The organism is Desulfocurvus sp. (genome assembly GCF_023230885.1).
Classification (GTDB): Bacteria; Desulfobacterota; Desulfovibrionia; order Desulfovibrionales; family Desulfovibrionaceae; genus Desulfocurvus.
Genome location: NZ_JALNWM010000090.1, coordinates 1 through 12,633 on the forward strand (window position 1 = coordinate 1; position 12,633 = coordinate 12,633).

The 12,633-nt window shown below is 70.5% G+C and carries 5 protein-coding genes, 1 tRNA gene and 1 pseudogene; 6 read left to right on the top strand and 1 reads right to left on the bottom strand.

Annotated elements, in window-relative coordinates:
- Nucleotides 1-634: 634 nt before the first annotated feature.
- Nucleotides 635-1,117: a hypothetical protein gene (locus tag M0P34_RS08080; RefSeq protein WP_291498257.1), complete on the bottom strand. Its 483-nt coding sequence runs from the start codon at nucleotides 1,115-1,117 to the stop codon at nucleotides 635-637.
- A gap of 772 nt (nucleotides 1,118-1,889) precedes the next feature.
- On the opposite strand from M0P34_RS08080, the gene M0P34_RS08085 reads away from it, so the two are divergent.
- From M0P34_RS08085 to pbpC, 6 genes and pseudogenes are all read left to right on the top strand, one after another.
- Nucleotides 1,890-1,985 (top strand) — tRNA-Ser (locus M0P34_RS08085).
- A 104-nt stretch (nucleotides 1,986-2,089) separates the two neighbouring features.
- Nucleotides 2,090-2,245: pseudogene (locus M0P34_RS14880) on the top strand (DUF6538 domain-containing protein); the annotation flags it as partial.
- A 260-nt stretch (nucleotides 2,246-2,505) separates the two neighbouring features.
- Complete coding sequence (locus M0P34_RS08090) at nucleotides 2,506-2,766, top strand: hypothetical protein (protein WP_291498259.1); 261 nt, start codon at nucleotides 2,506-2,508, stop codon at nucleotides 2,764-2,766.
- A gap of 1 nt (nucleotide 2,767) precedes the next feature.
- On the top strand, nucleotides 2,768-4,228 hold the full coding sequence (locus M0P34_RS08095) for an AAA family ATPase (protein WP_291498261.1): 1,461 nt from the start codon (nucleotides 2,768-2,770) through the stop codon (nucleotides 4,226-4,228).
- Nucleotides 4,229-4,873: 645 nt separating this feature from the next.
- The gene (locus M0P34_RS08100) at nucleotides 4,874-10,246 is read left to right on the top strand and encodes an alpha-2-macroglobulin (RefSeq protein WP_291498263.1); all 5,373 of its coding nucleotides are present in this window, start codon (nucleotides 4,874-4,876) and stop codon (nucleotides 10,244-10,246) included.
- A gap of 6 nt (nucleotides 10,247-10,252) precedes the next feature.
- The gene (pbpC, locus tag M0P34_RS08105; RefSeq protein WP_291498265.1) at nucleotides 10,253-12,586 is read left to right on the top strand and encodes a penicillin-binding protein 1C; all 2,334 of its coding nucleotides are present in this window, start codon (nucleotides 10,253-10,255) and stop codon (nucleotides 12,584-12,586) included.
- Nucleotides 12,587-12,633: the final 47 nt, after the last annotated feature.

A 12,633-nucleotide genomic window follows, 5' to 3' on the forward strand; every position in this document is an offset into this window, starting at 1 on the left:
CCCTGGGCGGCGTTCTGGCCCAGGAATGCGGCGACGTGCTGCGCCGCTTCTTCCGCGCCCGGCGCCAGGCCGCCACGCCCCCCCCGGCCCCGCCCGGAAGCCACGGCTCCGAATCGACCTGAAGGACAACGCACGCGGCAAGGGGGGTGCGGCCCGCAAGGGCCGGAAAGGAACGCCCCGGGCGGCGGAGTGGCCCGCAGGGGCCGGGGCAGGGAACAGCCCGGAGGCCGCAGGCCGCCCGAGGGGAGCGCGAGGCGCCGCCCCGGGGCACAGGTCGCCCGCAGGGGCCGGGGCAGGGAACAGCCCGGGGCCGCGACCTGGCCCGTAACGGTCGAGGCAGGACACAGCCCGGCGCAGGCAAGCGCGAGATGCCGCCCCGGACCATGCCAGCCCGCAGGGGCCAAGGCGGGCGGCGCCCAGGGGCCGCAGGCTGCCTCGAGGGGGGCGCGAGGCTCCGCCCCGGGGCACAGGTCGCCCGCAGGGGCCAAGGCAGGACACAGTCCGAGGGCCGCAGGCGGGCCCGAGAGAGGGCGCGAGATACAGCCCCGGAATCCGCAAGCCGCCTCTGCGGGCCGCAACCCGGCCCCCGGGGGCGGAACGCCCGGGCCGGGCGGCGGGGAAAAGACCCGACCGGCTACTGCCCGTCGCCGTCCGCGCACAGGTGCCGGACCAGCCGGGCGGTCCAGGCGCCGCCCCGGCCCGTGGGCACCTCGGCGGCGTTCAGGCGCCGGGCCGCGCGGGCGCAGGCCGCGTCGTCCGGTTCGCCGCGCGCCGCGATGGCCCGCACTTCATCCAGCACCTGCCCGCTGTGCAGCTCCAGGGCGGTCACCGGGCCGTTGCCCGGAGACAGGATTCCCAGCCCGGCCAGCACCCGCGACAGATTCGCGCCGTTCAGCTCCTCCAGGCGCGCGGCCACGACGCCGAACAACACCGACCCGCCCGCCCCGGCGCGCTCCAGCAGCGCCAGCGCCCGCCGGTAGTGCCGCGCAGCCATGCGCGCAAGGCCGAGCTCGGCATAGATGCGCGCGATGTGCCGCGCCCCGTGAACGCGCCCCTCGGTGCCGCGCAGCCCGTAGACGAGCTCCACCGCGCGCTGGAAAAAGTGGTCGGCCGCCATGAACCGCCCCTGCCGCGCGGCCCTGACGCCGCGCTCATAAAACTCCCGCGTCCGGTCCGTAGGTTCTGCCATGAGCATGGTCCTCCACGCTCCTACTATGCGCACTCCCCGCGCCAATGGCAACGCCTTTTCACCACAAGCCCCCCGGGGAAATCCGCGCCACGCCGGGCGTCACCCACGCGGCCCCGCTCCAGCCCGGGCGGCGGCGCCCTTGGGTTCCGGCGCGTGGTTAGGGCCCCGCCCCGCCGCCCCGCCCGCGCGGCGCCCCCGCGACATGCCGCTGACCTGCCCGGCCCTGGTCCCGCCAACCCCGGCCCGAGACGAGCCCCTTACCCGCGCCAACCCCGGCCCAGCGCCCTACCCCGCGCGGCTCCAACGGACGCCGCCGGGCAATGCCTCCTCCCCCGAGGATCCGCCACGCCCGCGCATGCGCCGCCCGCGTACGCGATGAGGCAGCCGGTGCGGGCCCGTGGACTCGCTGCGGCGCCCTTGATTTCCAGTGCGGCCCCGTGGCTCGCCGCAGCTCCGGGTCGAGGCAGGCCGCACCAGCCCCGCCCACCCGCGCTCAGCGATGAGGTCGCGGCTGGCGGAGGGCCAAGCCCGCGCATGCGCCGCCCGCCCCACAGATGCCCCCGCACAAGAAGCCGCCCCCCCCGCATAAATGGACTTGCAAGCCGCCCATTTTTGCCCTACAGCCGCCCCTCGCCCAGCCGCGCGCCCTGGCGTATCCTGCCCCCAGGCAAGGCCACCGCCCGGCCCGGCACCCAAAAGCGGAGAGGTAGCGAAGTCCGGCCGTAACGCGCTCGACTCGAAATCGAGTTACGGGTTCATAGCCCGTACGTGGGTTCGAATCCCACCCTCTCCGCCACAGACTCAATAGCCCAGTGAAATACCTGGGCTTTTTCTTTGGCTCAACACCCCCTGGCATGGACTGGTACAAAGGTCTGGCCCAAAGCACTCGCTGAGGGAGCCGTGGCATACCGTCCACCTACCAACGTCCAGAGACGGGCCGGGGTCTACTATTTCCGGTTCGTCATTCCTGCCCCCTTCCGCCCCCTGTTCGGGAAATCCGAAGTCCACTTGTCCTTGGGTACGGCCTACTTGCGTGAGGCCCGGCCAAAGGCTATACGCTTGGCTTCGATATTTCACGGCATGATTGAATACATGGGGGATGGTATGGCCGAGAAACTTACACCGAAAATCATTCAAAAACTTGCCAATGACTACATCCAGGAAGAATCGCGTAGCTGGGCGGAGACGCGTGTTCATACCGCGGGCCGGGCCTTCACCTCAACTGCACCGCCCGCGTCATCTCCGAGGCGGGCTTCCAGGAGGCCATGCTCGGCTTGTCCCGGTCCCACAATGCCAACCTGGAGCGGAGGCCCAAGGTGGCCGAGAAGCTGGCTCCGCTGGACAAGGGCCACAACAAGGTCCTGGAAAGCATGTGCGTCTGGCTGGACGTGCGGATGCCCCGGTACTGGTGGCAGGAGTTCGACACCTACCGGGTGGGCGTGACCAAGCAGAGTGAGTCTACCATGCACATCCTGATAAGAATTGCATTAGCCGTCCTTGAAGGATATTCAAATTTCAAGCCCAAACTGGGTAGTACATCCAAAAACATTGCTTCCCGCACACACCAGAGGGAATAAAATGGCTCACAAAGAGATCACCCTGATCCGTCAAAAGCAACTCAGGAATCCCTGGCCCAAGTTTGTCAACTCGGTCACAATCAGTGGCCTTAGAGGCTGGACGGGGCAACAGGTTCGTTTTCCATTTCCTGTGTGTGCGATAGCTGGCGAAAATGGAAGCGGCAAATCGACTGTCTTAAAAGCACTTGCATCGCTCTATGACGACCCAACTGGAGACAAGAAGAAACGCTTTTTCCCCAGTGATTTCTTCCCTCAAACGGCTTGGGACACGGTTCGTGATGTGGAACTCTTGTTTGACATCGCACAAGGCCCCAACTCCTCGCTCTATCAAATTAATAAACCAACAAAACGCTGGCGTCTCCAAGAGCCAAGACCTCAGCGAAGTGTGATTTGGCAGGACATATCCAGAACATTGCCGATATCTGCTGAAGTCGGATATGCAAAGGTCGCTAACGCTCTCGCGCGAGAAATAGCCTCGGACAATCTCAGGGACGATCTCAGGAAGTTTTACTCCTCCATAATGGGACGGCCATACACTGAAGCAAGAATTTGCCGCGCGGACACAGACCCAGACAAGCTGGTGGGCGTTGTTGGATCGCATGGCATTAAGTACTCGCAATTTCACCAAGGAGCGGGGGAAGATTCTGCATTCGATTTGCTTTCATTGCTGCAGGATGTTCCTGACACATCCTTGGTAATCATAGATGAAGTCGAAGCGTCTCTACACCCACGATCTCAGAGACGGTTAATTCACTTTCTTCTTTGGGTTGCTAGAACAAAAAGGGTTCAAGTGGTTCTTAGCACGCATAGCCCCTACATCCTTTCAGAGTTGCCAGAGGAGGGACGCATTTTCATCCAAAGAGGAGAAGCTGGCCCCTCAATACTCTATGGAATTACTCCAGAATTTGCCCTTAACCGAATGGACGACAAAATAGAGCCATTAGTATATATCTTTAGCGAGGACGAAGAATCTGCCACAGCAGCAAAAGCCATCCTCTTAGCCCAACATGTGCCCGTTGAAGAAATAAAATTCATACCAGTCGGTCCAGCTAATGTAGTCACGATTGTTGGCAATCTCGCCGCAAGAGGGCGCATCCCTGTTCAAGCTATAGGCCTCCTTGACGGAGATCAAGATCCGAGCGATGGGTGTATTCGCTTGCCCGGTGGAAATGCCCCAGAAAGAGATATCTTTCAAAGCGTTGCAGAAAAAATAAACAATTTGGCAGCAAGATTGAATAAAAAGTCAGGAGTCATACGCGATGCCCTGGAACGGGCCATGACTGTACCCAACCACCACGAGTGGCCAGCCCACTTCGCAAACACCATTGGCGAATCGAAAAATTACGCGTGGGAAACGCTGTGTAGATGCTGGGCAGAGCATGTTGTCCCGGAGAGGGAGCGGACTGCGTTTGCCAACACTGTTCTCGAACGCTTTCCAGGCGCTCCTGAGGAAACGATTTGACATGCCCAACCCTCTTCGTCGAGAAGGCTTTCTGTTTGACGGGTGGGCCGACCTGCGGGTACAAGCTCAATTAACCATACGGCATATTAAGCAAACAATCTCGCCTGGTTGCAGAGGCAAGGCCATCGATCCAGCGATTCCCTTCCTCTCCGGCGCAAGCCCTCCACCTAGCCTTGCAAACTGTCACAAAAGTACTACACACGAACCTCAGCCAAGAAGCCAAAAGCTCAATAGTTACGAGACGCGCTGACCGCGGGTCTGGCCCACCCTCTCTGCCGTATTTCCCCGCGAATAGGGGGCCAGAGTTTTTCTGGCCCCCTATTCGCGTGGCCCGGCCTGTTCGGGCAGCCGCGTGGCCAGAGAAGCTGTTCCTTGTGCCCTCTCTCGTTACTGGTGCTGGACCGCCAGAGAGAGGCCGCGTCAGGGGGAGAGCTGTTCGGCTCACCTATTTCCCCCTGCTTCGCCCCGGGGTGCCCGGGGCGGGCCCGCAGAGGCCGGGCGCCCGGGGGCGGCTGGGGGGTGCGCTTTGCAATCCCTTCCGGCCGTGGTATTTTTCGGTCGCAAGATACGCTTGCGCCAACACTCTCCCGACCGCCACGGCCCGCACCCCGCTGGCCGCCCGGCAAGACACGCCAAGGTGACGCCATGCCCCCCGCGAACAAAAAGAACATCCTCATCGCCTGCCTGTGCCTGCTCGTTCTCGCGCAGGGTATCTGGATCCTGCGCCTGAACGCCGACAGGGCCCCGGACGGGGCTCCGGACCAGGAGCGGGTGGCCGACTTCAGCGCCGGGGAGGACGGCAGCCGCCCGGCCGTGGCCCGGGTGGAAATAACCGCGGACCGCAAGGAGCTGAACGTCTTTCTGACCGCGCCCATCGCGGCGGACGCCCCGGGCGCCGAGGGTGCGGCGACCATCGAGCCGCAGCTGGAGGGCCGATGGACCTGGGCCAGCCCGACGCAGTTGCAGTTCACCGCCGCCGGGCGCTTCCGGGCCAACGCGCGGCACACGGTGGCCTTCGCCCCGGCCCTTGGCCTGCGCGGCGAGGCCAGGGCCACGGTCCGCACCGGGTCTTTCGTGGTCACGGGCATCGACCTCGACCAGCGCCCCGGCGACGCCCCCGGCACCGTCGTGATCACCGCGCGCCTGGCCTTCAACCAGGAGGTCGCGCCCGAGGACGCCCTGGCCAACGTGACCCTGACCGACCTGGACAGCGGAACGACCGTCCCCCTGCGCGCCGAGCAGGCATACAGCTCGCAGGACATGGACCTCGCCTCGGCCCCCGTGGCCAAGACCCCGGCCGGGAGGACCTACCGCCTGGACGTGGGCCGGGGCCTGACCATGTCCGGCTCGGATCTGGCCCTGGACCAGGCCGCCACGGCCAGGATCGCCGTGCGCCTGAACCCGGAGCTGACCCTGGAGCAGGCCCAGGCCGATTCGGCGCGCTCCGGGGGCAGCGTCCGCCTGAAGTTCTCCACCCCCGTGGCCCCCGAGGCGGCCCAGGCCATCACCGTGGCCCCCCGGGTGGAATTCGCCGCCTCCGCCGAGGGCACGACCCTGGTCCTTGACGGTCCCTTCCGCCCCGGGGCGACCTACGCCCTGACCCTGCCCGAGGGTTTCGCCGCAGCCGACGGCGCGCGCCTGCCCGAGGCCCAGACGCGCGAGCTGGCCTTCCCGGACCTGCCTCCCTCGGTGGAGTTCGTGGGCAACGGCATGTTCCTGCCGCGCGGCTCCCTGGCCGGGCTGGCTCTGGACGTGGTCAACACGGACACCGTGCGCCTGCGCCTGGAGCGCGTGTACCCGAACAACGTGTACGAGCTGCTGCGCGACTACGACCACATCGTCTACAACAAATGGTATTCGCCCGACGCCCCCGGCGCCCTGGGCGGGCCCATCCGCCGCTGGGAGCTGGCCACCGGCGGCGAGCCCAACGCCGTGGGCCGCCACCCCCTGCGCATGAAGGACGCCCTTCCCGACGGGGAGCGCGGCATGTTCCTGCTCACGGCCCGGGGCCCCGGCGACGAAAGCGATTTCCGCTGGATAGTGCTGACGGACATCGGGCTGGTGGCCAAGCGCGAGGCCGACCGGTTCCTGGTCTGGGCCATCTCGAACACCACCCTGGAGCCGCTGCCCGGCGTGGCCCTGACCCTGGTCAGCACCCGGAACCAGCCCCTGGCCACGGCAACCACGGGCCCCCAGGGCACCGCGTCCCTGGCGGCGCCCCGGGGCGGCGAGGCCGGAGCCCCGTTCCTGATCCTGGCCCAGGGCCGGGGCGGGGATTTCACCTTCCTGCACCCCGCGCGCCTGCGCATCGGCACCACCGGCCTGGACGTGGCGGGGGTCCAGGCGCCGCCGGACGGCCTGCGGGCCTATCTCTACGGCGAGCGCGACCTCTACCGCCCGGGCGAAACGATCAAGGGCATGGCCGTGGTGCGCGGCGAGGACCTGTCGGCGCCCCCGGCCATGCCCCTGGTCCTGGTCCAGAAGGATCCCCGGGGGCGCACAGTGCGCCGCCTGGCCCTGACCACGGGCGCCCAGGGCCAGGCCGCCTTCGAAATCGCCCTGCCGGAATACGCGCCCACGGGCGCCCACAGTCTGGAGCTGCTGGCGGGCGACACCCCCGTGGGCGGCGCCACCGTCAAGGTCGAGGAATTCATCCCCGACCGCATCAAGGTCGAGGTGCGCTCCGGACAGGACAGCTTCGCCCCCGGGCAGACCGTCCTGGCCGACATGCGGGCGGCCTACCTTTTCGGCCCGCCCGCCGCCGGGCTGCCCGTCACGGCGCGGGCGGTGCTGCGGGCCGCGCCCTTCACCCCCCCGGGCTTCGAGGACTACATCTTCGGCGACCCGCAGGCGGAGTTCCAGCCCCAGGAGTTCTTCACCGCCGAGGGCACCCTGGACACGGACGGCGCGGCCGTCTTCGAAATCGCCCTGCCCGGCGGCCTGCGCCCCCCGGCGGCCCTGGAGGCGACCATCCTCGGGCGCGTGAGCGAGGCCGGGGGCCGGGGCGTCACCGCCCGCAAGGCCGTGGCCGTCCACGCCTATCCCTACTATCTCGGGGTCCGGAACCTGGAAAAACGCGGGGTGGACCCCGGCAAGCCGGTGGAGGTGGAGTTCGTCGCCGTGGACCCCGCCGGGCGCCCCTGCGACCACGGCGCCCTGGCCGCCCGGCTCTACCGCGACCGCTGGCGCTCCGTGCTGCGCCGCTCGCCCTCGGGCGACTACCGCTACGAATCGGTCAACAACCCCGAGCTGCTGCGCGAAACGATCATCCCCGCCGGGACGGGCGCCTCGACGGTACGCTTCACCCCCGAAACCCACGGCAGCTACCGCGTGGTCGTCGCCGCGCCGGACACCGGGGCGGCGGCGGGCGTCGCGTTCTACGCCGGGGGCTGGGGCTTCTCGCCCTGGGCCATGGAAAACCCGGCGCGCGTCGAACTGGTGCCGGACAAGGAGCAATACCAACTCGGCGACACCGCCGTGATCCAGGTCCGCGCGCCCTTTGCCGGGCGCCTGCTCGTGGCCGTCGAGGGCCAGAACGTCAACGACACGCGGGTGGTCGAACTGCGCGGCAACACCGGTGAGGTCCGCTTCCCGGTCAAGGCCGCCTACGCCCCCAACGTCCACGTCACGGCCATCCTGGTGCGCAAGGTGGCCGACCTGGGCGAGGGCTCGGTGGCCCGCGCCTTCGGGGCCGTGCCGCTGCTGGTGGACAACCTGGCCAACCGGATGCGGGTGGCCGTGTCCGCCCCGGCGGAGGTCCGCCCCGAGTCCGGGCTGGACGTGGAGGTCGACGCCGAGCCCGGCGCCGTGGTGACCATCGCGGCCGTGGACGAAGGCATCATGCAGCTTTCCGGCGCGGGGGACCCCGATCCCTTCGGCTTCTTCTACGCCCGGCGCGCCCTGGGCGTGCAGAGCTTCGACACCTTCGCCATGCTCTTTCCGGACCTGGCCCGCGTCATGGGCGCGGCCCGGGCCGGCGGCGGCGCGGCCCTGGCGGCCGAAAGCCGGTTCATGAGCACCCAGGGCATCCTGCGCGTCAAGCCCGTGGCCCTGTGGTCGGGCCCGCTGGTGGCCGACGCGCGGGGCAGGGTCCGCCACAGCATGGCCCTGCCCGACTTCCAGGGCGCGCTGCGCATCGTGGCCGTGGGCCTGGACGGCAGGCGCTTCGGCACCGGCCGGGCCACCACCCGCGTGCGCGCGCCCCTGGCCGTGACCCCCACCCTGCCGCGCTTCCTGGCCGCGGGGGACACCGTGCAGATGCCCGTCACCGTACGCAACGACCTGGGCCGGGCGGCCGAGGTCACCGTACTCGTGGAGGCCACCGGGGCCGTACATAGCCCGGCCCGGCCCACGACCCTGCGCCTGGACGACGCCGCCGAGGCCACGATCTACATGCCCCTGGCGGCCCGGGAGGGCGGCCCGGGCGCGGCCCGCGTCGCCGTGACGGCCTCGGGCGGCGGGGAAACCCGGCGCGTGGCCGTCGACCTGCCCGTGCGCCCGGCCCTGCCCCTGCGCCGGACCCGCGCCTCGGGAACGCTCCCGCCCCAGGGCGGCGCCCTGGCGCCCGCCCCGGCGGGCTATGTCCCGGGGACGGTGAGCCGCTCGGTGGTCGTGAGCCACGCGCCCATGACCGCCTTCACCGGCCGCCTCGAATTCCTGCTGCGCTATCCCTACGGCTGCGCCGAGCAGGTGGTGTCCCAGGCGTTCCCGCTGCTGCGCTTCGGGGCCCTGGCCCGGGAGCTGGCCCCGGAACTGACGGCGCGCAAGGCTCCCGCCGCCTACGTCCAGGGCGCCATCGCCCGCCTGGGGACCATGCAGACGGATTCGGGGGGCTTCGCCCTGTGGCCCGGCGGCGACGAGCCCGAGCCCTGGGTCAGCGCCTATGCGACCCACTTCCTGCTGGAAGCCGCGCAGGCGGGCTACGGCGCGCCGATCCTTCTGGGCGGCGCCCTGGAGCACATGAACAACCTGGTGCGCGAACGGCGCCAGGACTGGGACACAGTGGCCTACGCCCTGTTCGTCCTGGCCAAGGCCGACCGCCCCGACCGAGGGACGATGGACGAACTGCGCGACAACCGCCTGGACGGGCTGGGCGCCCTGGCGCGCACCCTGCTGGCCTGCGCCTATGCCCAAAGCGGCGACCTGGAATCCTTCGGGGCTCTGCTGCGCGGGCTGCCCGAGGCCAGGGACCGGCGCGAGGACGGCGGGGGCATGGCCTCGCCCCTGCGCGATGCGGCGCTGACCCTCCTGGCCCTGGCCGACGCCGCGCCCGACAGCGCCCCCATCCCCGGGCTCACGGAAACCGTGTCCCGGCTGATGACCGCCGACGGCTGGGGCACAACCCAGGAAAACGCCCTGGGCTTCGCGGCCCTGGGCAAGATCCTGGCCGCCCACGAGCCCGTGCCCATGCGCGGCAGGCTGCTGGCGGGCGACACCCGGTTCCCCGTCGACGGCCTCCCGACCCTGGCCCTGACGGACATCCCCGACCCCGGCCCCCTGGCCCTGGAGCTGGATGCCGACCAGGGGCCCGTCTTCTGGAGCGTGACCACCCAGGGCGTGCCCGAGGCCGCCGAGAGCCTCAGCCGGGGCCTGGAGGTGCGCCGCGCGTTCCTGGACCGCTCGGGCCGCCCCCTGGACGCGGCGCGGCTGACCCAGGGCGACCTGGTGCTGATGCGCACCGAGGTCCGCTCCACGGGCGGGGAGGTGCGCAACGTCGTGGTCCAGGCGCTGCTGCCCGCCGGGCTGGAAGTGGAGAACCAGCGCCTGGCCACCACCGAGGCCGCCGCCCTCGCCCAGCCCGCCCAGCGGGCCATCGACGGCCACCAGGACCTGCGCGACGACCGCGTGCTGTTCTTCGCCGACGCGGTGGACGACCGCTGGAGCGTCGGCTACACGCAGCTGCGGGCCGTGTCGCCCGGCAGCTTCGCCCTGCCCCCGGTGCAGGCCGAGGCAATGTACGACCCGGACATCGTGGCGGCGGACGCGCCCGGGCGCCTGGACGTGGTCCGGCGGGAATAGCCGGGAATGCGCCGCCTGCCTCGCCCGGCGCGCGCCGGGCTCGCGCTGCTGGGGCTGGCCCTGGGGGCCGTGGCGCTGCTCGCGGCGCTGGACGCGGCCTTCCCCTTCCCCCTGGAGCGGCTGACTCCCCCGCCCGCCACGCGCGTCCTGGCCCGCGACGGCACGGAGCTGCGCCGCTTCCTGGCCGCCGATGGCATGTGGCGGTTTCCCGTGCGCCTGGACGAGGTCGCCCCGGAGCTGGTCACGGCCCTGGTCGAGTCCGAGGACAGGTGGTTCCGCGTCCACCCGGGGGTCAATCCCCTGGCCGTGCTGCGCGCGGCGTGGACCAATGCCCTGGCGGGCCGGGTGGTTTCCGGCGCGTCGACCATCCCCATGCAGGTCGCCCGGCTGGCCGAGCCCCGGCCGCGCACCCTGACGGCCAAGCTCATCGAGGCCCTGCGCGCCTTGCAGCTCGGCCTGCGCCGCTCCAAGACGGAAATCCTGGAGCTGTACCTCAACGCGGCGCCCTTCGGCGGCAATATCGTGGGGGTGGGCGCGGCGGCCCGGCTCTATTTCGACAAGCCCGCGGACCAGCTTTCCCTGGGGGAATGCGCGCTGCTGGCCGTGCTGCCCCGCGCGCCCGGGCGGTACGACCCCGCGCGCCACCCCGAGGCGGCCCTGGCCGTACGCGACCGGGTTCTCGCCCAGCTTGCCCGCCGGGGCGCCGTGAGCCCCGAGGCGGCGCACCGGGCCATGCGCCAGCCCATGGTCGCCCGGCGCTCGGCCTCGGCCATGCGCGCCCCGCATTTCACGCAACTGGTGCGCGCCCGGCTGGGGGCGCGCCCGCTGGTCGCCACCACCCTGGACCCGGAAAAGCAGGCCGTGGTCGAGCGCCTCGTGGCGCGGCACGTCGCCCTGGTGCGCCCCCTGGGGCTGACCAACGCCGCCGCCGTGGTCGTCGACCGCCGCACCCGCGACGTGCTGGCCCTGGTGGGCTCGGCGGATTTCTTCGACGACGCCTTCCAGGGCCAGGTGAACAACGCCCTGGCCCCGCGCTCGCCCGGCTCGGCCCTCAAGCCCTTCCTCTACGCCCTGGCCTTCGACAAGGGCCTGGCGATCCCCGAGTCGCGCCTGCTGGACGTGCCCACGGATTTCGCGGGCTACGCGCCCGAGAACTACTCGGGCACCTTCTCCGGACAGGTGACCGTGGCCGAGGCCCTGGCGAGATCCCTGAACCTTCCGGCGGTGCGCCTGCTGGCGCGCGTGGGCGTGGCCGATTTCCACGCCCTGCTGCGCCGCGGCGGGCTGGAGAGCATCGACCGCCCGGCGGGGCACTACGGGCTGGCCCTGGCCCTGGGCGCGTGCGAGGTGCGCCTGGCGGACCTGACCAACCTCTATGCGACCCTGGCCCAGGGCGGCGTCCACCGGCCCTGGCGGGTCGTCGCCGCCCCCCCGGGCGCGGCTCCGGAGCCGGTCCCGGCTTTCGTTCCCGGCCCGGCCCCGGGCTTCGCCCCGGGCTTCGCCCTGTTCTCCCCCGAAGCCGCGCGGGCCGTGGGCGAAATCCTGACCCGCCTGACGCGGCCGGACATGCCCGACGCCTGGCGCCTGACGCGCGACCGGCCCCCGGCCGCCTGGAAGACCGGCACGTCCTTCGGCCACAAGGACGCCTGGGCCGTGGGCTTCGGGGCCACGCTGGCCGTGGGCGTCTGGGTCGGCAATCCCGACGGCGCGCCGGTGAACGGCATCTCGGGGACCATGCACGCCGGGCCGCTGTTCTTCGACCTGCTGCGCGCCCTGGAGCCGCCCGCGCGCGACGTGGCCCTGCCCGCCGCGCCGAACATGCGCGAGGTCCGGCTGTGCGCCGCAAGCCGCCTGCCCGCCGGGCCCGACTGCCCGGAAACCCTGCCGGCCCAGGCCGGGCCGAGGCTGGCCCTGCCGCGCTGCACGGACCACAGACGGATCATGGTCGACGCCGAAACCGGGCTGCGCCTGGAGGGCGACTGCCTGCTGACCCGCCCGGCCCGCGCGCGGACGGTGCGCACCGTGCCGCCGGAGCTGGCCGCCTGGATGGCCGCCCAGGGCAGGCCCGTCCCCGCCCTCGCGGCCCTGCACCCCGACTGCCGCGACGTGCCCCCGGGCGCGGGGCCGGTCATCCTCTCGCCCTGCGCCGCCACGCAGTACGTCCTGCGCGACGACCTGCCCGCCGAGTACCAGCAGATCGCCCTGCGGGCCACGCCCGCCGACCCCGGGCAGCGCATGTGGTGGTATGTGGACGGGCGCCTTGTCGGCATGGCGGATGCGCGCTTGCCGCTCTTCCTGCCCATGACCCCGGGGCGCCCCGTCTGCTCGGTGACCTACTAGTTCTGCCGGACCAGCGCGGTAGGCTTCGTGGTCCGCGGGGCCAGCCG

What these genes read in the sequence shown, in the direction of transcription:
- M0P34_RS08100 (WP_291498263.1), top strand. Translation starts at nt 4,874, where the DNA reads ATGCCCCCCGCGAACAAAAAGAACATCCTCATCGCCTGCCTGTGCCTG.
- M0P34_RS08080 (WP_291498257.1), bottom strand. Translation starts at nt 1,117, where the DNA reads ATGGCGGCCGACCACTTTTTCCAGCGCGCGGTGGAGCTCGTCTACGGG.
- M0P34_RS08095 (WP_291498261.1), top strand. Translation starts at nt 2,768, where the DNA reads ATGGCTCACAAAGAGATCACCCTGATCCGTCAAAAGCAACTCAGGAAT.
- pbpC (WP_291498265.1), top strand. Translation starts at nt 10,253, where the DNA reads ATGCGCCGCCTGCCTCGCCCGGCGCGCGCCGGGCTCGCGCTGCTGGGG.